This is a genomic window from Ruegeria sp. HKCCD4884 (assembly GCF_013110855.1).
Lineage (GTDB): Bacteria > Pseudomonadota > Alphaproteobacteria > Rhodobacterales > Rhodobacteraceae > Ruegeria.
In genome coordinates this window covers 18559-41740 of the sequence record NZ_WVRJ01000013.1, presented here as the reverse complement: position 1 = coordinate 41740, position 23182 = coordinate 18559, and the positions used below count along the sequence as shown (strand labels likewise).

Sequence of the window (23182 nt, the reverse complement as noted above, 5' to 3'; positions counted from 1 at the left end):
GGCCACAATCTGCGCGCCGTCCCGGCGTGACGGAAAGCAATGTGGTGTGACGACAATGCGCGCCTCAGGGAGATACCTAAAATGAGTGCAGGGGTCGGCGTCGATCTTGAAAACCTGTGGATCCGCTTTGGTGATTTCGTCGCTGTGCGGGACGCGAATGTGAACATCAACGGGGGCGATTTCTTCTCGTTTCTCGGGCCATCGGGCTGTGGCAAAACGACGATCCTGCGCGCCGTTTCAGGTTTTCTGGAGCCCAGTGAAGGCAAAGTGCTGATCGGCGGCAATGACATGCGTGGCATCGGCCCTAACAAGCGACCCACGGCGTTGATCTTTCAGAACCTGGCGTTGTTTCCGCTGATGAAAGTGTGGGAAAACATTACTTTTTCGATGGAAATTAAAGGCGCCAGTGCAGCCGAACGTCGTAAGCGAGCCGATGAGCTTCTGGACATGATCGCGCTGCCGGGACAGGGCGACAAACTGCCCAGCGAACTGTCCGGTGGCCAACGCCAACGTGTGGCCATTGCTCGTGCGCTCTGCGCTGAGCCTGATGTTTTGCTGTTAGATGAGCCGCTGTCGGCACTGGACCTGAAACTGCGTCAGCACATGCGGACCGAGCTGCGTGAGATTCAGCAGCGCGTGGGCATCACCTTTATCTACATCACCCACGATCAGGGTGAGGCGCTCACCATGTCGGACAACATCGCGGTCATGCGTGCAGGCGTGATTGATCAGATTGCGGATGGCAAAACTATTTACAACGACCCGAACACCGCGTTTGCCGCCTCTTTTGTTGGCGAAAACAACGTATTCCGCGGTAAAATTAAACAAGTCATGGGAAATGAAGCGCTCATTGCGACCAACCGATCGGGCGAACTGGTGGCGCGCATTTCAACAGCCAATCAGGGTAAGATGAAAGAGGGCGACGACGCGATGATGTTCGTGCGCCCAGAAGCCTTTACCATCGCTCCCGATGGCAGCACTGGGGACCATTTCGTGACCGCCCGGGTGAAGCACGAGGAGTTCGAAGGAAACGTCTTCAATATCTTCACCGAAGGCGATGGTGGCAAAGAGATCAAAGTGTCTCTGCCAAACCTCGGACAGTCCTTTGAAGACCACACCGGCCAGACTATCACGCTGGAATACGAGACCCGCAATGCGGTTCTGGTGCCAGCGGGTGAACTGGCCGCAGAGTAGGGGTGTAGCAGATGCCCCAGTTTCTAAAAGAATTCTTCAACCGCAATGGCACGGGCATGGGGTTGGCGATCTTGGGTCTGGTTCTGTTTTGGACCATCGGCCTGATTATCCTGCCGCAGCTATCGATGCTGGACTTTTCATTCCGTCCGAACCTTCCGCCGCCCGAGATCGGCGGCCCCAAGGACGTCTATACGCTTGAGAACTACAAGTATCTGATTTACGGCCCGGAAGGTGGCAGTCAGGACTACAACACAGTCGATCTGAGGGTGTTTTTCCGCACTCTTGTCGCAGCAGTTTGTGTGACGATCTTCAACCTGATTATCTGCTATCCAATCGCCTATTACCTTGGGCAATCCGAAGGAAGCCATATCCGCATCTTTGCGATCATGCTGATCATCCCCTACTGGATCAACGAAATCCTGCGGGCTTTTGCCCTGCGGATCATCTTTGGTGAAACCGGGGTGCTGAACACGTTGTTCATGGGCTTGGGAATCTGGGATACGCCGTTTGATTTTATCCGAAACGACATCGCGCTCTATGCCGGTCTGGGTTACGCCTATATCCTTCTGATGGTCTTCCCGATGTATAACGTCATAGAAAGTCTCGATAAAAACCAGATCGAGGCCGCCCGTGACCTAGGTGCGCCGTGGTGGCGGATTCACTGGCGTGTGGTCATTCCTTATGCGAAGCCGGGGATCAGTTCAGGCTGTACCATGGTTTTCATGCTCAGTGCCGGTGCGCTGGCCGCACCTCAGATTCTGGGCGGACCGTCGTCGCTTTGGTTCACGCAGCTGATTTATCAGCAGTTCAACGACAACAATGACTGGCCTCAGGGTGCCGCCTACGCCATCGTTCTGTTGGTGACGTGTATCCTGTTCGTGCTGGCAGTCATGCGCCTGTTCAAGGTGAACATGGGGGATATCGGGAAATGAACAATTCCTTCCTCCGTATAAGCGTCTGGGCATATCTGGCGATCTTCTTCCTGTATCTGCTGGGACCGCTTGTGATCATGTCGATCACCGCGTTCAACTCATCCGGTTTCCCAAGGATGAGCCCATGGGAATGCCTGACCTTCCAGTGGTTTGGTGAGTTGTTTCAGGATCAACGTATCCTGAACGGCATCAAGAACTCGGTGATTGTCGGTCTGGGGACAGTGATCCTGTCGGTAGCAATGGGACTGGCGGGCGCGTTGATGCTGACGCAGATCTGGCCCAAGCTGCGCGCGACCTACTATACGATCATCATTGCGCCAATCCTGATCCCTGGTGTGGTTCTGGGTATCTCGACTCTGGTGTTCTGGGACCGGATCAACCGGATGCTGGGGTTGGGTGCAGATAGCTTTCTGTCGAACGGTATCTTCCTGACGGTGATCGGCCAGTCCACCTTTATCGCAAGCTATTGCATGCTGGTGCTGGTGGCGCGATTGCAGCGCTACGATATTGCCCTGACCGAAGCAGCATTGGACCTTGGGGCCAGCCACGCACAGGCGTTCCGCAAGATATTGCTGCCGTTCATGCGCCCGGCGATTGCCTCGGCGGCGGTGCTGGCATTCCTCGCTTCGTTCGAGAACTACAACACCACCACCTTTACGTTTGGTGAATACCCGACGTTGACAATCGAGCTGGCCCAAAAAGTTCGCTATGGTATCACACCCGCGATTTCAGCGCTGGCGTTCATTATTGTGGCATTAACGGTGTTCTTTGCTTTGCTGAATGAAGCGAAACTCAAGCGTCAGGAACTGGTGGCAGCGGCGCGCAAGAACGCAACGGTTGAGGAACTGGCAGGCAAGATCAAATTGCCCAGCTTCTTTGCTGGAAACGCAGCTGCGGTTCTGGTGGTTGTTTTTGCGATTGCAACGATCACGGTTGTCGGCACCGCAACGGCCTACGACCCTGGTCAGTGCATTGCTGACGTACGCGAGCAGAAACAGCTGGAGGCCGAACAGCGCATTCAGCAACTGCGCGAGCAACGCGAAGAGCGCCGCAAGCAGCGCGAAGCCGAAGAAGCCGAACAGGGCGGGGCACAGTCCACGCCGAAGCCGTCGAACAACAGTGGCTTTGGAAACGTGTTTGCCCCCAACTCTCTGGGCGGAGACGAAAGCGAAAGCGACGATGGTTCGTCCGAGGCCGACCCGGCCCCATCGAACAACAGCGGGTTCGGCAACGTCTTCGACCCCAACAGCCTGCAAAACGACGACTAACTTTGCCGGTTGATAGCCAAGGCATCCGCCCGGATCAGGATCAACCCTGTCCGGGCGGATTGCGTTTCAGGATGGCGACATCGCAGCCTTGAACAGTTTGCCCATTCCAGATCACCGGGTTTGCGTTGTAGTTGATCAGAAACACATGATCAGCTGTCTCGCGCATCCTCAGGCCTTGAGGCATGGCCTGCACGCTCAACCCTGTGTGCCTTGCCGCCATCGCAATGACCCGATCCCAAAGCTGTTCGTCAGGAAACCCCGCCAGATACCAAACCCCGTTTTCCCCTTTGAGCGCGGCTGCCCCATCTTCGAAATTCAGCAAGTCCGTGGCGGAACCTGACAGTCGATCAACCCAGTGCAACGCCGCGCCACCGCCGTTAACAGGTCGCTCAACCGTCGGAGGAAGCGTTTCGACCAGATCGACGTCACAGTCCAATGCACTCAATCCGGGGCGGCCATTCTCGGGAATTTGGAAATCGCCCGTTATGGCACCACTTCGGGGGCCAAGGATGGCGAGTTTACATGCCGATTGCAGACGGCTCTCCAAATCCTGACCAAGCGTCGCCAGACCCGGCGCAAGGATCAGATCGTATTTTCCTGAGAGGTCATGAGTAGATACGAAATCCACCGACATCCCCACGCGGCGCAGCGCGCGATAGGCCGAGAGGACCAATCGAAAGTAATCAAACCCGGCCCCCTGCGGCTGAGTGGCCCATGCCCAGTCCGATGCATAGTCGAACACGATAGCCACCTTGGCTTGCTCTTGCCGCACTTCACCCAATTCTGACAGTGCATCTGCGGTTTGGCGGGCTTCGGTCAAAGCAGGAGCGGGGCGGTTATTCGGCGTCAACAAGCCTGCGTGCATCTGCTCTTGCGCGAAGGGGGCTTGTCGCCAACGAAAATAGCTCACCACTTCAGCGCCATGAGCAACGGCCTCAAGAGACCACAGCCGTACCATTCCGGGAAGGGGCGCCGGGTTATAAGGCGCCCAGTTTACGGGACCGGGTTGCTGTTCCATCACCCACCAACGTCCGCGTCCGACGGCCCTGTAAAGGTCATGATGAAACGCCTGCATATCCGGATCGCCTTGCTGCAGAAAAGCGACCTTGTGCCCGTCGTCATCTTCCAGCCGATCCGACAAAAACCCAATTGGGTAACTGTCCCAGGTGGCGATATCCAAATCTGCGCCGACCTCGAAGTGATCGAAATCCAGAACGCGGCCCATGTAATTGTGCAGCAGCGGGACGTCGGTCAGCTGCCGCAAGACGTCAACCTGAGCCTTGTTGAACGCCACAACCTGATCCGAGCTGAACCGCCGGAACGCCAAAACGTGGGCCGGGTTCGGTTCGGTTACGGTTTGATTGGGCAGGTCGATCTCATCGAAGCTGGCGTATTCCATCGACCAAAACACATTGCCCCATGCAGTGTTGAGCGCTTCGATCGACCCGTATTGTTTCGCAAGCCATTGTCGGAACGCGTGCAGAGCAGGGGCACTGTAGCTGACCGTCGTGTCATGGCACCCATATTCGTTGTCGATCTGCCATGCGGCCACGTGTGGGTTGTGGCCATATCGCTCGCCCATGATACGGGCAATGCGTGAGCATTCATCGACATAGCCTTGATGGCTAAAGCAATAATGCCGCCGCGACCCAAACTTGCGTGGGTGCCCCTGTTCATCCACGGCAAGCATATCCGGGTGTTTATCCACCATCCAGCGGGGCGGTGTCGCCGTTGGCGTGCCCAGCACGACCTTCAAGCCAGCGGAACCAAGTGTTTCGATCGCACGGTCCAGCCAATCGAGTTGCAAATGTCCCGGCTGAGGTTCCATACGGCTCCATGCAAACTCACCGATCCGAACACAGGTCAGGCCGGTGCCGATCATGCGTGCGGCGTCCTCCGCCCACATCGCCTCGGGCCAATGTTCGGGATAATAGCAAACGCCAAGTTCCGGCTTCATAAAATGACCCTGTGTTCTGCCTGACCCCGCCCGGCATTCAGCGCGGCAAAGGTCTTTCCGTTGTTTGGTTGCGCTTCGATTTCGTCGGCACTTAACCCCTGACGCGCTGTTGTGCAGAACAGCGTACTCAGATCACTGCCGCCAAAGGCCGGGCAGGATGTGTGCGCCGCGTCCATTGCCACAGCGCTTAGGAATTGTGCGTCAGGAGTGTAGCACGCAACCCGGCTGGCACCCCATTGGGCAATCCAGACGTTGCCAGCGGCATCAACCACAGCACCGTCGGGGTTCAACCCTTCGGCCCGAAGGTCCAGAAAGACCGTATGATCCCCTTCAGGCCAACCGGTTTCCGCGTCCAGCTTCCAACGCCGAACCTGCCCTGTCACGGTATCGCAAAAATATGCAACCGACCGATCCGGAACAAAACAGATCGCGTTTGAGATTGTTACATCCGCAACCAGACGCTTCAACGCTCCATTCCAGAAACGATAGATCGATCCTGCCCCGGGTTCGGCTTCCTTCCCCATCGTTCCGATCCAGAATCCACCCCAAGGATCAGCACGGCCATCGTTCGAGCGGGTCACTGGGTTGTCTGCCTCCAATGGCGTGATCAGGCTGCGGTCTGCAGTATTGAGGTCAAAACGCCAAAGCCCCGTTTCCGACGCCAGAAGCAGCGTATCGCGGTCTACCCACCCGGCGGCCGAGACATGTTCATCAAATGCCCAGCTATGCGGTTCTTGCCCGTCACGGGTCATCAGGCGTTTGCCGATGATGTCAAACCAATACAACTGTTGCCGCTCGGGGTGCCACAAAGGGCCTTCGCCCAGTTCGCAGGGGCGATCATCGAAAACAGTGCTCATCCCGCCGCCTTGTCATAGGCGGCAACGATCTGGTGGGCGCGATCAGCGATCTCGGTCACGTCCATCCCAGGTTTATACAGCGCCGATCCGATCCCGAACCCATCCGCACCGGCCTTGATCCACTGATCGAAATTCTCAGGTCCCGCACCACCTACGGCAAAGACCAGCGCACCGTCAGGCAAAACCGGGCGTAATGCGGCCAGTCCGGCAGGGCCTGCCATCACTCCGGGAAACAGCTTCAATCCTGTGGCCCCGGCCTTAAGGGCCCCGAATGCTTCGGTCGGGGTGTAGATACCCGGCCAGCTTTGCAGCCCCAAGGCAACCGAACGTCCGATCACGTCAGCATCATAGTTTGGGGACACGATCAGTTTGCCCCCGGCAGCGGAAACAGCTTCAACCTGATCGACTGACATTACAGTGCCAGCGCCAATCAAAGCCTGATCCCCGAATGACCCGGCCAGAATGGCGATGCTGTCTAACGGGTCGGGAGAATTGAGCGGTACTTCGATCCGGTCAATCCCTGCGTCAAGTATCGCGTGCCCAACGGCTTCGGCCTCGGTCGGATTAAGCCCACGAAGAATGGCGATGATGGGACGGCTCATGAATTCACCTTGTCTTTTGCCAGAGCAAGCCCTGCCAGCGTTGCCGCAGTGACGTTTTCAGTTTCGACAAACGCGCCCTGCAATTTAAGAGCAGTTACATAGATCTGCGATACACCGTCGGCACCAATGACAGCCAACTGTTGCCCCAACCAATAGGGTCGGGTGGCGGCCAACTCGGCACCGATCAGCAACCCCGAAAGCTGCGCGCGCGCGGTGCCTTTGTCCTGTCCTTGCAACAAGTCTGCAGCGCGTATACCGAATAGGCGTGCAGCCAGTTGTTCGGGCTTGGACAGTGTATCTGCAACGGCGTCCACAAATGCGTTGTCATCCCAACCTTCGCAAACTGAATGCAGGAGCACCGATTGCCCTGACAACAGGTCGAACATCTCTCCCGTCATAAACGTCCGAAAGCTGACAACTTCGCCCGCGCTAACTTGGACCCATTTCGTATGGGTTCCAGGCAAGCAGATCACCCCATCCCAATTCTGCCGCGCGGCAAGAAATCCCGCGATCTGCGTTTCTTCGCCCCGCATAACGTCCGGTGGTGTTACCTGTTTCAATCCTGGCACGACAAAAGCGCGGATGCGCGGATCGGTGTCTGGAACTTGCACCGGCGCACCGGGCAGAGGTTGGGTTGGAACAGCGCCATAAGGTGCTTCGACCCAGCCTTGCCGTGCTCCGACCATACCGCAGGCAATCACATCGATGCGGGTATCTGTAAGCCACGTTTCAATGAGATCCAGCAAAGCCGCTTGAAATCCACCTTTGCCAACATGAGCCATACCAGCACCGGACTGCGCCTGATCCAGAACCTCAGTCCCCTGCATGGCCCAAGCCCGCAGATGAGAGGTGCCCCAATCAACAGCGATCCAATCTGCTTTCATCCCATCACCCCGTTACAACAACGCCACCGTCAACGACCATGCACTGCCCGGTCATCGCGCGGCTGGCCTTAGACGCCAGAAACAAGGTGGGTGCAATCATATCGTCAGGTGTCAGATGCTCTTTCAGGCACTGCCGATCCAGATGTGCAGCCAAATCTTCGGGCGTGGCCCACATGTCCAGCTGTTTCTGTGTCAGAACCCAGCCAGGGGCCAGAGCGTTGACCCGGATGTTCTGCGGCCCAAGTTCGCGCGCCAACGAGCGTGTCATACCGGTAATTCCGGCATTTGATGTCGTGTAGATTGGATAACCTGCGTTGCCCATCATGTAGCTGATCGAGCTGAAATTGATAATCGCTCCGCCTTCTTTCATCTGCCGGGCCGCTTCCTGACAGGCGAAGTAGTAGGCTTTCAGGTTGACCTCGATCATCCAGTCCCAGAACTCTGGCGTTGTTTCGTCCAAGGCGTGCCGCTGATCGTTGGCCGCGTTATTGACCAACACATTCAGGGGACCATGCGCCTCAGCTGCCTTTTGCATAGTAGCGTGCAGCAGTTGGGTGTCAGTCATGTCACCCTGCATGAAAAGGGGGGCGCGGCCATGTTTGTCGCGCATCTCTTCGACAAACGCATTGGCATCCGAGCGACCGATGAAGGCCACATTGGCGCCTTGAGCCATGAAACCGTCGGTCAGCGCAGCGCCCACGCCGGAGCCACCGCCTGTGATGTAAACGGACGCCCCGTTCAGGTCGTGAAATGTTGCTGGTTGTGGCATCAGTGGCTCTCTCTGGTCACAAGGCGTGTGTCTTTGCCCACAAGGAAATCAAGGTCGGCCCCCTGATCGGCTTGCAGAACGTGGTCGATATAAAGTTTCGCATAACCGCGGGTATAGTGAGGTTCGTCCGGTTGCCACGCGGTGCGGCGCGCGTCCAGTTCCGCTTCATCAACCAGTAATTCCATCTCACCCTTGCTGGCCGAGATACGAATGCGGTCACCGGTTTTCACCAGTGCCAGTGTACCACCGGCTTGCGCTTCGGGGCTGACATGCAGAATGACGGTGCCATAAGCGGTACCGGACATGCGCGCGTCTGAGATGCGGATCATGTCACGCACACCTTCTTTCACCAGCTTGGCCGGGATCGGCATGTTGCCAACTTCGGGCATGCCGGGATACCCTTTGGGGCCGCAGCCCTTAAGAACCAGAATGGTTTTGGGTGTGACCGGCAAGTCATCCCGGTCGATATTGGCTTTCAGGTCCTCAATATTTTCAAAAACATAAGCCTCGGCTTCCGTTTCCAGAAGTTCATCTGTCGCCGCCGAAGGCTTCACGATGGCCCCGTTGGGCGCCAAGTTGCCTCGCAAGACGCGCAGACCGGCGGCAGGTTTCACCGGATCGTTGAAAGGGCGGATGACGTCCGTGTTGAAGCACTCGGCCCCTTCGTAATGGGCTGAAATGTCCTTGTTCAACACGGTTTTTGCCGGGCGAAGGAAAGGTTTAAGCTCGTTCAGCACGACGGGAACCCCGCCTGCGTAGCAGAAGTCCTCCATCAGGTATTTGCCCGAAGGCATACAGTTCACCAACAGGGGAATTTCCGATCCGATCTCAAAATCCTTGAGCGTCAGATCAACGCCAACACGGCCTGCCAGAGCCAACAGATGAACGACGGCGTTGGTAGACCCACCCACGGCGGCATTGGCCAGAATGGCGTTTTCAAAAGCTTCTTTGGTCAGAATGTCCGAGGGTTTCAGGTTTTCGTCCACCATCTCGACGATCCTTTTGCCGGTCAGATGCGCCAGCGCCATACGGCGGGCATCCACGGCAGGCAAGGCAGCATTGGTAGGCAAGGACATACCCATCGCCTCGACCAGCGATGCCATAGTGGAGGCTGTTCCCATTGTCATGCAAACGCCTGCGCTGCGAGACATGCCGGATTCGGCGTTCATGAAGTCCTGCAGGGTCATTTCTCCAGCACGGACCGCTTCCGAGAATTTCCAAACATCTGTGCCCGAGCCGATATCCTGCCCGCGGTACTTGCCGTTCAGCATCGGGCCAGAGCTGACCACGATTGACGGCAGATCGACCGAAGCCGCGCCCATCAACTGCCCCGGTGTTGTCTTGTCACACCCACCCAGAAGGACAACGCCGTCGATGCCGTAAGCACGAATACTTTCTTCGACGTCCATCGCCAGCAGATTGCGGAACAGCATGGCGGTCGGCTTCATCTGCGTCTCGCCCAGTGACATAACGGGGAATTCGACCGGAAAGCCACCTGCCTCCCACACGCCACGTTTGACCCCTTCGGCGAGATCGCGCAGGCCCGAATTACAGGGGGTCAATTCCGACCAAGTGTTGCAGATGCCGATGATAGGGCGCCCGTCAAAAGCATGGTCAGGAAACCCCTGGTTTTTCATCCAGGAGCGATGAATGAACCCGTCCTTGTCGAGCTTTCCGTACCAATGCTGTGAGCGGCGTTTTGTCATTTTTGCGGTGCTTTTCTTGGCTGCGGTTGGAATTGAGTATTTTTTAAAAAGATGAAGATCAGGCGGCCCGAGCAGGGCGGCACCAATCGGGCAGCCAGTCGGCATGGGCTGTTAACAGGTCACTCACCAGGTTGCGGATTTGGCGCAGGTCGAGTTCGGCCGCGGTATGCGGATCCATCATGGCGGCGTGATAGATGTATTCGGGGTTCTGATCTATCAGAGCCCGAACGGTCAGTTCCTGCACGTTGATCTGAGTGCGCATTAAGGCAATCAGTTGCGGCGGGATATCGGTGACGACCGAAGGCTGCACACCGTTGCTGTCGACTAGGCAGGGCGTTTCAACCGCTGCGCCCAGTGGAAGTTGGGGAATTTGGCCGGTGTTGGGCAAGTTGCCATAGGCTGTATAGGGCGTATCCGTGACGATGGCGTTCATCAGGTCAGCGGCAAATTCGTGGCTGCGGATGACTTCAATGTCACGACCGTCGGTCAATGTCTTGGCTTGTTCTTTCCAGTTGGCCACCTGTTCAACGCAGCGGGTCGGGTACTCGTCCAGCGGGATCGAGAACTGCTCGATCAGGTCCTGACGCCCGTCCTTGATGAACCACGGGACGTACTCCGCCAGATGTTCCGAGCTTTCAGTGCAAAAATAGCCAAGGTGATCCATGACTTCATACCGCACTTTGTTGGGGCAGCGTGGCATCAGCAGCGGAGTCTTGGGAATTTGGCCACTGGCATAGCCTTGCCGCAGCGCGGGGTAGAGGTCGCGCCCCTGGTGTTCGAGTTTCAGGAAAAAGGCGACGTGATTTACACCAGCGACTTTGTAGCGGAACTCGTCTTTGGGCAGGTCAAGATCATGGGCCAGTTCTTCGACCGTATTCTGAACCGAATGGCACAGGCCAACCTGTTTCAGCGCCGGGAATTGCTCGGCCAGCGCCCAGGTGTTGATCGCCATCGGGTTCACATATTGCAACAGTGTTGCGTTCGGGCATAGCTGCATCATGTCACGTGCGACGTCCCACAACACCGGAACCGTGCGCAATCCGCGCATGATGCCACCGACGCCCAGCGTGTCGGCAATGGTTTGGCGCAGGCCATATTGCTTGGGGATTTCGAAATCGGTGACAGTGCAGGGCTCATACCCTCCAACCTGAAAAGCAGTAATTACAAAATCTGCGCCATCCAAAGCTGCGCGACGGTCGGTATGAGTCGTCACCGTTGCCCCTGTGCCGACCGAACGGATCATAGCGCGTGCTACAGTTTCGCTTTCAGCAAGCCGCTCGGGATCAATATCCATAAGCGCAAAGTGGCTGTTTGCCAGTGCAGGGGTCAGCAGGGCGTCACCAACGATATTCTGCATGAAGATCGTGGAACCTGCACCGATAAAGGTGATCTTTGTCATCTTACAAACTCTTGGTTTGACGTTATTTTACTGCACCGAGGGTCAGGCCCGCGATGAAGTGTTTCTGCATGAGGAAGAACATGGCAACAGGCGGCAAGGCTGCGACGATCGAGCCTGCACTCATCAATTGGTAAGCAGCCCTGAACTGGGCGTTAAAACTGGTGATCCCCGCCGTAACAGGTTGGCTTTCTGCGCCTTGGGTTAGAACAACGGCCCAGAAATAGTCGTTCCAGATAAAGGTAAAGATCAGCACGCTGAGCGCAGCGATTGCAGGTTTCATCAAGGGCAAAACGACATACCAGAAGATACGGATTTCGCTGATACCCTCGACCCGTGCAGCTTCGATCAACTCGAAGGGCAGGGCGCGAATGAAGTTCCGCATGAACAAGGTGCAGAACCCGGTTTGGAAAGCAATGTGGAACAGGACAAGGCCAGTTTTGGTATTGTAGAGACCGAGTTCAAGCGTGAGATCACGGACAGGCACCATCAGGATCTGGAAGGGAACAAAGTTGCCCGCAACAAACATGAAAAAGATCCAGAGGTTTGATTTGAACTTGTAGATCCCAAGCGCAAAGCCTGTCATGCAGCTTAGCGCGACAGCTCCGATCACCGTCGGGACGGTGATCATAAACGAATTCAACAAATAGCGCGGCATGTCCGAGTTGAAGAACACCTGCCCGTAGTTGAACGCGCCTTCAAAGCTTGATGGCAATCCCCAATAGTTTGCATTGGTGAAGTCTGCCGCGGGCTTGACCGAAAACAGGGCAACCGCCAGCAATGGACCAAGCCATAGCAACAGGGCCAGCGGCAGCATGGCCTGATAGGTGATCTGCGCCGCGCGAGGTTGTTTTTCGATGGGTTTGGGAAACATTTCAGTGCCCCTTTTCTTCGCGGTACATCGACCACAGGAAGTAGGCGATGAAGCAGAGCATGATGAGGAAGAGGATCACTGCGATCGCGGCGCCATATCCCATGCGGAAGCCGTATTCAGACAGGGCAACCTCGAACATGTAGTAGGCCAGCACCCGAGATGATCCGAAGGGTCCGCCTTGGGTCATGATCGAGATCAGGTCGAAGCTGCGCAACGCGCCGATGATTGTAACTACGAAAGCGATGAAGGTGGCGGGGCGCAATTGTGGCAGGATGATATGCCACAGCATTCTCCACCCTTTTGCGCCATCCAATCGCCCGGCCTCGATCTGTTCCGGATCCACAGCGTTCAAGCCCGTCAGATACAGGATCATGCAATATGCGGTTTGCGGCCAAAGACCGGCGAAGATGATGCCATAGGTGACGAACCGTTCGTCGCCTAGCACATTCAGCGGGCCAAGGCCGAAGAAACCAAGGAATTCGTTCAAGAGCCCGAAGGTCGGGTCATAAAACCATGTAAATACAAGGCCGACGACCACCTGAGAGATCACGAACGGGAAGAAAAACAGGGACTTGTACAGGCGGATGCCCCAAACCGTCTGGTTCAGGAATAATGCAATGAACAGGCCCGCCGGAATCGCCAGAAGATAAAGGACCAGCCAGATCAGGTTATTTTTCAGCGAGATGAAAAAAGCATCCCGATCCACCCATTCCCAATACAGGTCTTCGTAATTCCGGAACCCGACATATTCGGCTGCGCCCAAACCGTCCCATTCGTAAAGGGACAGGTTGAAGGATTGGAATACCGGGATGATCACATAGACCATGAAGAACAGCAGACCCGGTGCCAGAAACAACCACGGCGCAATTCGCTGCTGGTTGCGGTGAAACCAGCTTTCTTGTTCTGGGATGTCGGCGGCAACGGTCATGACGGTGTTCCGGGTGATAAGGGGTGGCGGACTGAAGCCCGTCCTATATTTCAGGGGATAGGTAGGCCGGGCAATTAGCCCGGCCCGATCCGCTTAGTTGTCGTAGATGCGCTGACGAGCGCGTTCCAGTTTCGCCAGAATACGATCAGCATTGTCCGGCTTGACCATGAATTCCTGGAAGCCTTCCATCGACACTTTGGCCATTTCAGCCGGTGCATCGCGATCCCAGAACTGAGCGACACCGCCCGGGCTGTTGGATGACAACATTTGGAAGCCCTGCTGGAGGAACTTGTCGTCATCCACCGAAGACTGCGCGTTCACAGGCAGCTGACCAAGGTTTGCTCCATTGTTGATCTCGGTCTGCTCGTCTGCCGAAACCACAAAGCGCAGGAACTCACGTGCGGCTTCTTTGTTGGACGCATTGGCCGGGATGTGGAACGTGTCTGTCGGCGCGTCTTCGGCCAATTCGACGTCGGGATTGATGGAAACGAACTGGTAGAAGTCCAGTTGATCATCCGTCAGCCCCGCATCACGCAACGGCGCAACGGCGAAGTTGCCCATCAGGTAAGCAGCGGCTTCGCCATTGACCATGAAGGGCAGGGCCTCTTGCCAGCTATAGGTCTGGTGGTTGTCGATGAACGCACCCATGTCGATCAGCTGTTTCCAGTTGGCGAAGGTCTGTTTGACTCGATCATCTTCCCAGCTGATTTCGCCATTGGCGAGCTGGTTGTGGAAGTCAAACCCGTTGGTGCGCATGTTCAGGTAGTCGAACCAGCCACCGGCGGTCCACAGGAACTTGGTGCCGATGGTATAGCAGGCGCGACCTGAATCGACGATCTTCTGGCAGTTGGCCAGTTCTTCTTCCCAGGTCGTCGGCTCGCTCAAGCCCAGCTCATCAAAGATGTCTTTGCGATAGTAAACGCCCCACTGATAGTAGGTGTATGGCACACCCCACTGCTTGCCATCGATGGTCATCGCGCCTTTGGTCGAAGCCAGGTTCTCGGCAATTTCAGGCTCGGCCCACAGGTCTGATACGTCTTCAAACAGGCCAGCCTCAACATACGGCTTCATGCGATTGGCTGCGTACCAAGTGGCCACGTCCGGAGTGTCGGCCGTAAGGAAATTGCGGATCTGCGTTTTATAAGCTTCGCGGTCGATCACGGTGGTTTCGATTTCCAAACCTGGATGCTGTTCCGCAAACCGCTCGATCATCGCTTCCATCGTCGCACGCGGCGCCGGGTTTGACGTGTCCAGAAAAATGCGCAGCTCTCCGGTCAGTTCCGCAGCTGCCGGCGCCGCCATTGCGACGCCAAGCGCCAGCGCAGCCGTTGTGCGCTTGAAAGTGGAATACATGGTCTCCTCCCTGTTGCTCCCATGTGAGGTTCCAAATATTGAAACCAAGTTTTATATATTGAAAACTACACATCGACTCGGTTAGTCTTGTCAAGACCCATCGAGAGGAAGCGATGGAAAACGGAGGAGAACGCAAGACCGTGTCAGGTGATGGAACCATAGGCAAAGCATGTGACGTGTTGGATCACGTCGCGGCTTTTCAACGCCCTGTGCGGTTTTCTGAACTGCTGGACAGCAGTGCCTTTCCCAAGGCAACGCTCTACCGATTCCTTCAATCCCTGACGAATCAGGGAATGTTGTCTTACGACCCGGACAGACAAACCTATGCGCCTGGAATGAGGTTGGTTCGGCTGGCCCATGCCGCATGGACACAAAGTTCTCTGGCACCGATTGCTCGCCCGTTTCTTGACGGGCTGAGCCGGGAAACCGGGGAAACCGTGCACCTGGCACAGCTCGATTCGGGGCAGGTTCTGTATGTCGACAAACGCAATGCGGCGCAGCCCATAGAAATGTACTCGCAAGCTGGCAAAGTCGGCCCTGCTTACTGCACCGGGGTCGGCAAGGCGATGATGGCGTTTTTAGAGGAAGACGCGCTGAACAGGGTGATTTCTCAGCAAAGCTATCACCGTTTCACCGAAAAAACCCTGACTTCCGAACAGGCGCTGCGTGAAGATCTTGATCGGATAAGAGCCCGGGGATTTGCGGTAGACGACGAAGAACACGAACCCGGCATCATTTGTATCGCCTGCCCGGTGTTGACGTCGAACAATCGAATGCTGGGCGCGATTTCCGTGACAGGCTCGACGGAACGGATGAATTTCAAACAACTCGAAGCCTGGGTGCCGCGTGTACGCCGCGTGGCTGAACAGATCGGGGCCGAAGCGCAGGCATGGCGCTTTCCCGAAACAGGTCCAAACCATAGCAATGACAGGATGCAAGTGACATGACAGGAGTAACTCTGAACCAGGCGATCAAGCGGTATGGTCAGACGCAGGTCATTCACGGGATTGACCTGCAGATCGACGATGGTGAGTTCTGCGTTTTTGTTGGCCCCTCGGGATGCGGCAAGTCCACTTTGTTGCGCATGATTGCAGGGCTTGAAGAAACCTCGGAGGGTCAGATTCACATCGGTGCGCGGGACGTCACGCATATGGACCCTGCTAAACGTGGGGTTGCGATGGTGTTTCAAACCTATGCGCTTTACCCGCACATGACGGTTGCCGAAAACATGGGGTTCGGCCTTCGCATGAATGGTGTCGCAAAACCCGAGATTGAAAAGAAGGTTCAGGAAGCATCGAACATTCTGAAGCTGGATCAATACCTCAAGCGCAAACCCAAGGCTCTGTCTGGGGGTCAACGGCAGAGGGTTGCAATCGGTCGGGCCATTGTTCGCGGGCCCGAGGTTTTTCTGTTTGATGAACCCTTGTCGAACCTGGATGCCGAATTGCGGGTCGAGATGCGGGTCGAGATCGCGCGTTTACACCAAGAGATCGGTGCAACGATGATCTACGTGACCCACGACCAGGTAGAAGCCATGACTATGGCCGACAAAATCGTAGTCCTGCGCGACGGTCGAATCGAGCAGGTGGGTGCCCCGATGGACCTCTACAGAGATCCCGACAACCGCTTTGTTGCCGGCTTTATTGGCTCACCCGCGATGAACTTCCTGGAATGTGAGTATGCCGATGGGCACGTTACCCATCCTGCCTTGGCTCAGCCATTGCCGATCACTGCAACGGTTCCTGCCGGACAGAGCAAGGTGACTTTGGGGATGCGCCCGGAACATATCCAGATCGACCGCTCGGCGCAGACCTGCACCGTGGATCTGACCGAGGCCTTAGGAGGCGTTTCTTATTCCTATCTGCTGACACCAAATGGCGACAAACTGATTGTCGAGGAGCGGGACGATCAGCGTAGCAAAACGGGCGACCGGATTGGCATTTCAATCCTGCCCGAACGTGCCATGGTGTTCGACCCCGAGACAGGGCAGAGGTTTCGGTAGCGTTTCAACATTTGGCTGATCCGAAAAGCTTGTTTGGTGCCTTCATAGCAACTACCTATGGTAGAAACGTATTTGTTTTGAGGATACTATGCGCATTCGCCTCGCCGCGTTGATCGTCGTTTTTGCGACACTGTTACTGGGCTTCAACACGCCTTCGAAAGCGGAAAGAGAATACGCCAAACTGCGTGCCGTCTGTGGAATGGGCGGTGGATCAAAATTGGCTATTCCGGCCTGCACTGCGCTGCTTGCCCTGAATGACGAGCCGTTGGATGCGCGTCAGGACTACTACGCCAAACGGGCGCAGGCTTTGCACTGTAGCGGGTACTATCAGCAGGCCATTCAAGACGCGGATCGCGCGTTATCCTTGAATTCTGATGATGCGGTTACACTCATCTGGCGCGGCTATTCCAAGAACGCGCTGGAAAACAAAGCCGGTGCCCGGGCCGATTTTGTACAGGCACAAAAGATCCGACCCAACAGCACATATGTTTTGTTCAACGTGGCAAAGCAGATGCAAGCATGGGGTGAAGTTTCTCTTGCGTTGGAAGGCTATGAAAAGGTGTTAGACCTTGATGCTGGCTATGAAGATGTCGGCGTCCGCTATTTGAATCTTCTATACGATGCTATGCCCACCGAGGACTTTGAGTCCCAGTTGACGAAAGCTGAAACGAAATGGCCGGATCAGCCATGGGCACACGGCGCCCGAGTCACGTATGAACTTCGCCATGGCTATGATTTGGGCAAAGCCTTGTATGCGGCTGAATCAAGAATAGCGCTTACCCCGAATCCGAAAGCGGATTTGTTTCTTCTTGCCATTTTTCACATGAAGATCGGCGATGAAGAAAAAGGGATCGAATACGCCGCGGCCTATGCGAAAGCAGAGAACAAAATCGACTGGGGCGAAAAAGGATCGGTCCGGAGAACGATAGATCTTTTGCTTGGATACATAGTCCATGGGCAGAGTACTGAGTGGGTAACGCGAAGCCATGCCTTTGCTGCTTTGGGTGCAACAGATCTCGCTCGTGCAGAGTATCAGCAATTCTTGGCAAAAGGCGGTCCGTACTCTTTGGGGCTTCTTATGGACATTATTGAGGGCGCTGGCGTTCCCGTCGACCCGCAAGCCCGAAATGGTTCAGTTGAACATATCAACAAGGCAATTGATGATCACATCCGCCGATTGGAACAGAAAGTCGGGTTCGCGTCACTTGGCCCCCAAGTCAAATGAGGGCAGGGCTGCGAGTAGTTTTCCCGACCCGTGGCAAAACGCGCGCATGTAGGCAATTGATTCCAAGCCAAACCTGATTTATGGGAAGCCCTGTCAAAACAGAGTCACCCAGGGGCGGTATCGTGATCGCGTCCCTCCCGCGCCGCGCTATTGCGGCCCTTAACTCTTAGATCGCACGCCCCGAAAGGCTTAAAAAAGGTAAAAGAATATGGCAGATAAATCGAACTTCGACATATTGTATACCATTGTAGACGAAGCGCCCGAGCTGGCCAGCGCCTCGTTCCTGCCCATCATCCGCAAGTTCGCATCTGCAGCGGGCGTTAGCGTTGGAACCAAGGACATTTCACTGGCTGGGCGCATTCTCGCAACCTTCCCCGAGAAGCTGACAGATGCGCAGCGCATCACCGACGATCTGGCTGCTTTGGGGGATCTGGTAAAAACACCAGACGCCAATGTCATCAAGCTGCCGAATATCTCGGCCTCAGTCCCACAGTTGGTTGCCGCCATCGAAGAGCTTCAGTCGCAGGGATATGACATTCCCGCTTACCCGGAAGAACCTTCCACGGACGAAGAAAAAGCAATTCGCGCACGGTATGACGCGATCAAGGGTTCCGCTGTGAATCCAGTTCTTCGTGAGGGCAACAGCGACCGCCGCGCCGCTCGTGCCGTAAAGAACTATGCCCAAAAGAATCCCCATTCTATGGGTGAGTGGGTCTCGGACAGCAAAACCAAAGTGTCGTCCATGACCGGCAACGACTTTTATGCCAATGAAAAATCCGCAACCATTTCCGCTGCTCAGGCCGGTAACGCAAAGATCGAATTCGTTGGTAAAGACGGCGGCGTAACCGTCCTGAAAGACGCCTGGCCGCTGGAAGAAGGCACTGTGGCCGACGCTACCTTCATGTCGGTCAAGGCCTTGTCTTCTTTCTTGGCAGACGCTGTCGAGGACACCAAGAAAGACGGCACCATGTTCTCGCTGCACATGAAGGCGACGATGATGAAGGTCAGCGACCCGATCATCTTCGGCTATGCCGTCAAAGCGTGGCTGGCCCCGGTGTTTGAGCAATTCGGTGCCGAATTGGACGCACTGGGTGTGAACCCGAATTCGGGCCTGGGTGACGTGTTGGATCGTGTGAAAGACAACGCCGTTATCATGGCCGCCATCGATGCGATCAAAGGTGATCGTCCGTCGATGTACATGGTTGATTCAGATCGCGGTATCACCAACCTGCACGTGCCCTCAGACGTGATCATCGACGCCTCTATGCCTGCCGTGATCCGTGCAGGCGGCAAGGGTTGGGATGAGACAGGCGCCAAGGGTGACACCAATTGTGTGATCCCTGACCGCTGCTACGCGCCGGTCTATGACGAAACCATCAAGTTCTTCAAAGCCAACGGCGCGTTAAACCCAGCGACCGCAGGTGCAGTCGCCAACGTCGGCCTGATGGCACAGAAGGCCGAAGAATATGGCTCGCACCCGACCACGTTCCAAGCCCCTGCCGATGGTACGATCCGCATCGTTCTTGCGAATGGTGAAACGTTGCATAGCCACGAGGTCGAGGCTGGCGACATCTGGCGCGCCTGCACCGTCAAGAAAGCACCGATCGAGAACTGGATCCAACTGGCGATGGACCGTCAGCGCCTGACCGGGTCCGAGGCGATTTTCTGGCTGGACGCAAACCGCGCCCATGATGCCGAACTGATCAAATACGTCAAACCGGCGCTCGAGGCCGCTGGCGTTGCCGACAAGTTCCTGATCATGGCCCCGCGCGAAGCCACCCGCCAGTCGCTGGAAACCATCACGGCGGGCAACGACTCGATTGCCATCACCGGCAACGTGCTGCGTGACTATCTGACCGATCTGTTCCCGATCCTCGAACTGGGCACTTCTGCCAAGATGCTGTCGATTGTGAAACTGATGAATGGCGGCGGATTGTTTGAAACCGGGGCAGGAGGGTCCGCTCCGAAGCACGTTCAGCAGTTGGTTGAGGAAAACCACCTGCGCTGGGACTCGATGGGAGAGTTCTGTGCTCTTGGTGAATCTCTGAACTTCCTTGCTGACAGCAAAGGCAACGCCAAGGCAGGTGTTCTGGGTGCTGCTGCCGAAGCTGCAACGCAGGGCATCTTGGACAACAACCGTTCGCCAAGCCGTAAAGTGGGTCAGCCGGACAACCGCGACAGCCACTATTGGTTCGCACGCTACTGGGCAGAAGCTTTGGCAGCCCAATCCGATGACGGCGAACTCGCAGCCGAATTCGCGCCCTTAGCAGACGAACTGGCAGGGAAGGAAGAGCAAATTCTGTCTGAACTGGCTGCTGCTCAGGGTGCTGCTGCGGATTTGGGAGGGTACTACCACACAGACCCGGCCAAGACGGCCGCTGTGATGCGCCCCAGTGCAACACTGAACGCGATTATCGGCTAATCAAAATAACAGCAGGTGCTTAGGCATTTGCCTTGTATGCCACCAGGGGCCAGCACACAGTGCGGCCCCTATTTTTTGGGCTCGGTCAGCCCAAAGTTATGGTGTCACAAAAATTTGGAGCTTTCTCTAGGTCTCGGGTGCTCGTTTGAAATTCACAGAAGTCCGAGAACACAGGTGGAATAAAATTAGCAAATTTTTTCAATACGATGGAGTGAAACTGCACTGACCTACGGGATTCCCCCAATAGCTGCGACCATCACACTACGTTAAATGTGTGGTAACAGAGAATTTCACTGGTGAGGCCTTAGGGCTATATCACTCACTCAGAAAATGACCAGCATTTGGGGTGCTGGTCATTTTGCTTTTTGAAGCCCGAGATCGTGAAAAGTCCGTAACAACCGACACGGAGATACAGAGCACGCAAACGCTGTTGGGTGGAGTAAACCAATTTTTGAAAATACGCTGCCCGTCAGGCGAATTTGCGTGACTTGGCTTTTGCAAGGGAAGTTTGCATCCGGTTCACCCCTGAGGCAGCGACACCTTCATACTGAAGGTAGGACATGCGGCGCGCCTCTCGCCGTGCGAGGGCAAGAGATTGCAGGATAAGTGCGCATACAATCGACAGCATCGAAGCAACAAACCCCGATACGGCAACGACCAGTGATGGAATCCGGTCAACCAGCCCTGTATCCAGAAACTCGCGGAAAACCGAAATAAAGACCAACAGCGAAGGTACGAAAGCCAACACGGCCAAGGACAAGAAGAACGAGATGGGTTTTTCGTCTTTGATCAGAAGGCCGATCATCTTCAAAATACGCCAACCATCCGAAAAAGTGGCCAGTTTGGAGTTCGAATCCGGCAGTCGTGAAAAGTAGCGGGTTTCTACTTCGCCAATTGGCATACGCATCTGCATCGCATGTACGGTGAGTTCGGTTTCAATCTCGAACCCGTTGGATACAGCCGGGAAGCTTTTGACAAAACGTCTGCTGAAAACCCGATAACCGGACAGCAGATCGTTGATTTTGCTTTTGAAAAAGAACTTCACGAGCCCGCTGAACAGGGCATTCCCGAATTTGTGTCCGCGACGGTAAGCGTCCGTTTGATCATTCACGCGCGCGCCATTGACCATGTCCAGGTTCTGCAAAACCAACAGGTTGATTAAGTCCGGAGCAGCCGAGCTGTCATACGTCGCATCTCCGTCCGCCATGACGTAGACATCAGCATCTACATCGGCAAACATTCTGCGCACAACGTTGCCTTTGCCCTGATAAGGCTCAGAGAAGACCAGCGCACCAGCCTCTTCCGCGATCTTGACCGAGTCGTCTGTGGAATTGTTGTCAAATACGTAAATGACTGCCTCAGGCAGGGCGGCACGAAACTGTTTGACAGTTTCGCCAATGGCAATCGCTTCATTGTAGCACGGTAAGATCACGGCAATATCCAGGTCCGGCCTGTTCACAGGCGTGACCGATTTTTTCCTAAGATCCAAGGCACCTTGTATCATGCGTCACTCATGCTTTTGCGGTCCCGCAAGGGGAATGATGATTGCGCTTCAGGCTCAGAATGCTGTGCCTATGAGGCGGTTATGCAGCAGATAAACGGCCAAAATTTGTCTTCCGAAGAAATTGGACGCTTCCTGAAAGAAAAAAGGGCCGGTTCAAAGACCGGCCCGTAGTTTCAGCTGAACCGAGGGATCAGTTCGAAGCTGCGTTCAGTTTTGCATTTTGTTCACGTAGCGAGTCTGAAATAATCGCGTACCATTCGCCGGACTCGCGCATTTCGTTCAGGCCTTTGTTCATCATCGCAATATACTCACGCGCGAACGGGTTTGTACGATGCGCAAGGAAACTCATCGATGACAGCGTCGAAACATAGGGGTTTTCAATGATGTCAGACGAGGTCAAACCCATGTCGTTCATTGTGGATGCGAATAGATCAACCTCGAACGCGGCCACATCGGCCGTGCCGGTCAAAACCGCATCCAGGCATTCACGCGCGGAATTCGGCTGGACAACAGTTGTATTCTCACGGTTCAAGCCGACTTCTTCCAGGACAACCATGCTCCAACCTGCCATCCGACAGATGGTGGATCCTTCAAAATCCTTGAAATCCGTAGCGTTAGCATACTGGCTTTCTGGCAGGGTGAAGAAGCCACCAACGATGTCGTAAACTGGAACCGAAGCAACAAACTGGGTACAGCGCGCGGTTGTTTCAGCTGACCATTCGTATGTGCGGTTCGTACAATCTGGGATAGTCCAAGCGATGGAGATGTCAAACGCACCAAGTGGCAACAGGGTATCAAGGTGCGAGCTCCAGTCATCAACGAAACTGACCGAATAATCGCGTTGGTTACCCGCGCGCTGAAGGCTGGTCGTCGCCAGACGAGTCATGATGCCGCCACCGCTAAGGTTCTCGGTTGTAAACGGCTCCCAGCCGTTACCGGCAACCATCTTGATGGGAGGCGCATAGACGTTGGAACGCTTGACACTCGCCGCGCGCTCTTCTTCTTCTGCGATGATTTCTTGAGCAGTCCGACCGTTGGGCAGGCTACCGTCTTCGCAAGGCAGCGCCAGTACCAGGCCCGGCTCCAGAGCGTTCGGGTTGATGATCTCGTTGCGGTTCGCGTTGAAGATCGGCTGGTAGTTCGAGGTGCCATAGGCTGCGATTGCGATAGTCGCCATCGTGTCGCCGTCCTGAACGGTGTAGTTGGTACAAGCTTCCTGCGCTGCGGCTGCACCAGCAGACAGTGCTGTAACGGCGGTGGCCGACAGGGCTACTTTTTTAAGGTTGAATTCAAACATGTCCACGTCCTC

Annotated in this window: 19 protein-coding genes; 7 read left to right on the top strand and 12 right to left on the bottom strand. The window is 55.6% G+C overall.

Annotated features, from left to right (window positions below):
- Window positions 1–81 precede the first annotated feature (81 nt).
- Genes GS636_RS17555 through GS636_RS17545 form a run of 3 tightly spaced genes read left to right on the top strand, consistent with a single transcriptional unit; the run spans window position 82 to window position 3394 of the window.
- Window positions 82–1194 carry an ABC transporter ATP-binding protein gene (locus GS636_RS17555; protein ID WP_171094784.1) on the top strand — a complete coding sequence of 371 codons (1113 nt, stop codon included), beginning with the start codon at window positions 82–84 and terminating at the stop codon, window positions 1192–1194.
- Between the two features lie 11 nt (window positions 1195–1205).
- A complete protein-coding gene (locus GS636_RS17550) occupies window positions 1206–2126 on the top strand; it encodes an ABC transporter permease (protein WP_171185474.1) in 921 nt (306 codons plus the stop codon).
- The gene (locus GS636_RS17545) at window positions 2123–3394 is read left to right on the top strand and encodes an ABC transporter permease (protein WP_171094780.1); all 1272 of its coding nucleotides are present in this window, start codon (window positions 2123–2125) and stop codon (window positions 3392–3394) included. Before GS636_RS17550 ends, GS636_RS17545 begins: the two co-directional genes overlap by 4 nt.
- Before the next feature lie 40 nt (window positions 3395–3434).
- Here GS636_RS17545 and GS636_RS17540 read toward each other — a convergent pair whose 3' ends face one another.
- From GS636_RS17540 to GS636_RS17495, 10 genes are all read right to left on the bottom strand, one after another.
- A complete protein-coding gene (locus GS636_RS17540; RefSeq protein WP_171671161.1) occupies window positions 3435–5351 on the bottom strand; it encodes a beta-galactosidase in 1917 nt (638 codons plus the stop codon).
- Window positions 5348–6208, bottom strand: coding sequence for an SMP-30/gluconolactonase/LRE family protein (locus GS636_RS17535; protein WP_171671159.1), 861 nt, complete (start codon window positions 6206–6208; stop codon window positions 5348–5350). The genes GS636_RS17540 and GS636_RS17535 overlap by 4 nt, the downstream gene beginning before the upstream one ends.
- Entirely contained in the window at window positions 6205–6810 is a 606-nt protein-coding gene (locus GS636_RS17530) for a 2-dehydro-3-deoxy-6-phosphogalactonate aldolase (protein ID WP_171671156.1), read from the bottom strand. Before GS636_RS17530 ends, GS636_RS17535 begins: the two co-directional genes overlap by 4 nt.
- A complete protein-coding gene (locus GS636_RS17525; protein WP_171671153.1) occupies window positions 6807–7694 on the bottom strand; it encodes a 2-dehydro-3-deoxygalactonokinase in 888 nt (295 codons plus the stop codon). The genes GS636_RS17530 and GS636_RS17525 overlap by 4 nt, the downstream gene beginning before the upstream one ends.
- 4 nt (window positions 7695–7698) lie before the next feature.
- Window positions 7699–8463, bottom strand: coding sequence for an SDR family NAD(P)-dependent oxidoreductase (locus GS636_RS17520; protein ID WP_171094768.1), 765 nt, complete (start codon window positions 8461–8463; stop codon window positions 7699–7701).
- Complete coding sequence (locus GS636_RS17515) at window positions 8463–10169, bottom strand: IlvD/Edd family dehydratase (protein WP_171671151.1); 1707 nt, start codon at window positions 10167–10169, stop codon at window positions 8463–8465. Before GS636_RS17515 ends, GS636_RS17520 begins: the two co-directional genes overlap by 1 nt.
- A 58-nt stretch (window positions 10170–10227) precedes the next feature.
- The gene (locus GS636_RS17510) at window positions 10228–11568 is read right to left on the bottom strand and encodes an alpha-glucosidase/alpha-galactosidase (protein WP_171671149.1); all 1341 of its coding nucleotides are present in this window, start codon (window positions 11566–11568) and stop codon (window positions 10228–10230) included.
- Between the two features lie 22 nt (window positions 11569–11590).
- Window positions 11591–12439 carry a carbohydrate ABC transporter permease gene (locus GS636_RS17505; RefSeq protein ID WP_171094761.1) on the bottom strand — a complete coding sequence of 283 codons (849 nt, stop codon included), beginning with the start codon at window positions 12437–12439 and terminating at the stop codon, window positions 11591–11593.
- A 1-nt stretch (window position 12440) separates the two neighbouring features.
- Window positions 12441–13367 carry a carbohydrate ABC transporter permease gene (locus GS636_RS17500; protein WP_171094759.1) on the bottom strand — a complete coding sequence of 309 codons (927 nt, stop codon included), beginning with the start codon at window positions 13365–13367 and terminating at the stop codon, window positions 12441–12443.
- A gap of 93 nt (window positions 13368–13460) precedes the next feature.
- Window positions 13461–14720, bottom strand: coding sequence for an ABC transporter substrate-binding protein (locus GS636_RS17495; protein WP_171185487.1), 1260 nt, complete (start codon window positions 14718–14720; stop codon window positions 13461–13463).
- Between the two features lie 140 nt (window positions 14721–14860).
- Between GS636_RS17495 and GS636_RS17490 the strand changes: the two genes are divergently transcribed.
- The 4 genes from GS636_RS17490 (at window position 14861) to GS636_RS17475 (ending at window position 20369) form a co-directional block, all read left to right on the top strand.
- Window positions 14861–15667 carry an IclR family transcriptional regulator C-terminal domain-containing protein gene (locus tag GS636_RS17490; protein WP_171671303.1) on the top strand — a complete coding sequence of 269 codons (807 nt, stop codon included), beginning with the start codon at window positions 14861–14863 and terminating at the stop codon, window positions 15665–15667.
- Window positions 15664–16722 (top strand): ABC transporter ATP-binding protein, encoded by a 1059-nt coding sequence (locus tag GS636_RS17485; protein ID WP_171671146.1) that lies wholly within the window; start codon window positions 15664–15666, stop codon window positions 16720–16722. Before GS636_RS17490 ends, GS636_RS17485 begins: the two co-directional genes overlap by 4 nt.
- A 217-nt stretch (window positions 16723–16939) precedes the next feature.
- Entirely contained in the window at window positions 16940–17947 is a 1008-nt protein-coding gene (locus tag GS636_RS17480; protein WP_171671144.1) for a tetratricopeptide repeat protein, read from the top strand.
- Between the two features lie 208 nt (window positions 17948–18155).
- Window positions 18156–20369 (top strand): NADP-dependent isocitrate dehydrogenase, encoded by a 2214-nt coding sequence (locus GS636_RS17475; RefSeq protein ID WP_171671142.1) that lies wholly within the window; start codon window positions 18156–18158, stop codon window positions 20367–20369.
- Window positions 20370–20838: 469 nt separating this feature from the next.
- Here GS636_RS17475 and GS636_RS17470 read toward each other — a convergent pair whose 3' ends face one another.
- Both GS636_RS17470 and GS636_RS17465 read right to left on the bottom strand, forming a co-directional pair.
- On the bottom strand, window positions 20839–21873 hold the full coding sequence (locus GS636_RS17470; RefSeq protein WP_171671139.1) for a glycosyltransferase family 2 protein: 1035 nt from the start codon (window positions 21871–21873) through the stop codon (window positions 20839–20841).
- Between the two features lie 190 nt (window positions 21874–22063).
- Complete coding sequence (locus GS636_RS17465; RefSeq protein WP_171671136.1) at window positions 22064–23170, bottom strand: transporter substrate-binding domain-containing protein; 1107 nt, start codon at window positions 23168–23170, stop codon at window positions 22064–22066.
- Window positions 23171–23182 lie beyond the last annotated feature (12 nt).

What these genes read in the sequence shown, in the direction of transcription:
- GS636_RS17470 (WP_171671139.1), bottom strand. Translation starts at nt 21,873, where the DNA reads ATGATACAAGGTGCCTTGGATCTTAGGAAAAAATCGGTCACGCCTGTG.
- GS636_RS17540 (WP_171671161.1), bottom strand. Translation starts at nt 5,351, where the DNA reads ATGAAGCCGGAACTTGGCGTTTGCTATTATCCCGAACATTGGCCCGAG.
- GS636_RS17545 (WP_171094780.1), top strand. Translation starts at nt 2,123, where the DNA reads ATGAACAATTCCTTCCTCCGTATAAGCGTCTGGGCATATCTGGCGATC.
- GS636_RS17475 (WP_171671142.1), top strand. Translation starts at nt 18,156, where the DNA reads ATGGCAGATAAATCGAACTTCGACATATTGTATACCATTGTAGACGAA.
- GS636_RS17465 (WP_171671136.1), bottom strand. Translation starts at nt 23,170, where the DNA reads ATGTTTGAATTCAACCTTAAAAAAGTAGCCCTGTCGGCCACCGCCGTT.
- GS636_RS17555 (WP_171094784.1), top strand. Translation starts at nt 82, where the DNA reads ATGAGTGCAGGGGTCGGCGTCGATCTTGAAAACCTGTGGATCCGCTTT.
- GS636_RS17500 (WP_171094759.1), bottom strand. Translation starts at nt 13,367, where the DNA reads ATGACCGTTGCCGCCGACATCCCAGAACAAGAAAGCTGGTTTCACCGC.
- GS636_RS17550 (WP_171185474.1), top strand. Translation starts at nt 1,206, where the DNA reads ATGCCCCAGTTTCTAAAAGAATTCTTCAACCGCAATGGCACGGGCATG.
- GS636_RS17485 (WP_171671146.1), top strand. Translation starts at nt 15,664, where the DNA reads ATGACAGGAGTAACTCTGAACCAGGCGATCAAGCGGTATGGTCAGACG.
- GS636_RS17530 (WP_171671156.1), bottom strand. Translation starts at nt 6,810, where the DNA reads ATGAGCCGTCCCATCATCGCCATTCTTCGTGGGCTTAATCCGACCGAG.
- GS636_RS17520 (WP_171094768.1), bottom strand. Translation starts at nt 8,463, where the DNA reads ATGCCACAACCAGCAACATTTCACGACCTGAACGGGGCGTCCGTTTAC.
- GS636_RS17535 (WP_171671159.1), bottom strand. Translation starts at nt 6,208, where the DNA reads ATGAGCACTGTTTTCGATGATCGCCCCTGCGAACTGGGCGAAGGCCCT.
- GS636_RS17525 (WP_171671153.1), bottom strand. Translation starts at nt 7,694, where the DNA reads ATGAAAGCAGATTGGATCGCTGTTGATTGGGGCACCTCTCATCTGCGG.
- GS636_RS17505 (WP_171094761.1), bottom strand. Translation starts at nt 12,439, where the DNA reads ATGTTTCCCAAACCCATCGAAAAACAACCTCGCGCGGCGCAGATCACC.
- GS636_RS17510 (WP_171671149.1), bottom strand. Translation starts at nt 11,568, where the DNA reads ATGACAAAGATCACCTTTATCGGTGCAGGTTCCACGATCTTCATGCAG.
- GS636_RS17495 (WP_171185487.1), bottom strand. Translation starts at nt 14,720, where the DNA reads ATGTATTCCACTTTCAAGCGCACAACGGCTGCGCTGGCGCTTGGCGTC.
- GS636_RS17515 (WP_171671151.1), bottom strand. Translation starts at nt 10,169, where the DNA reads ATGACAAAACGCCGCTCACAGCATTGGTACGGAAAGCTCGACAAGGAC.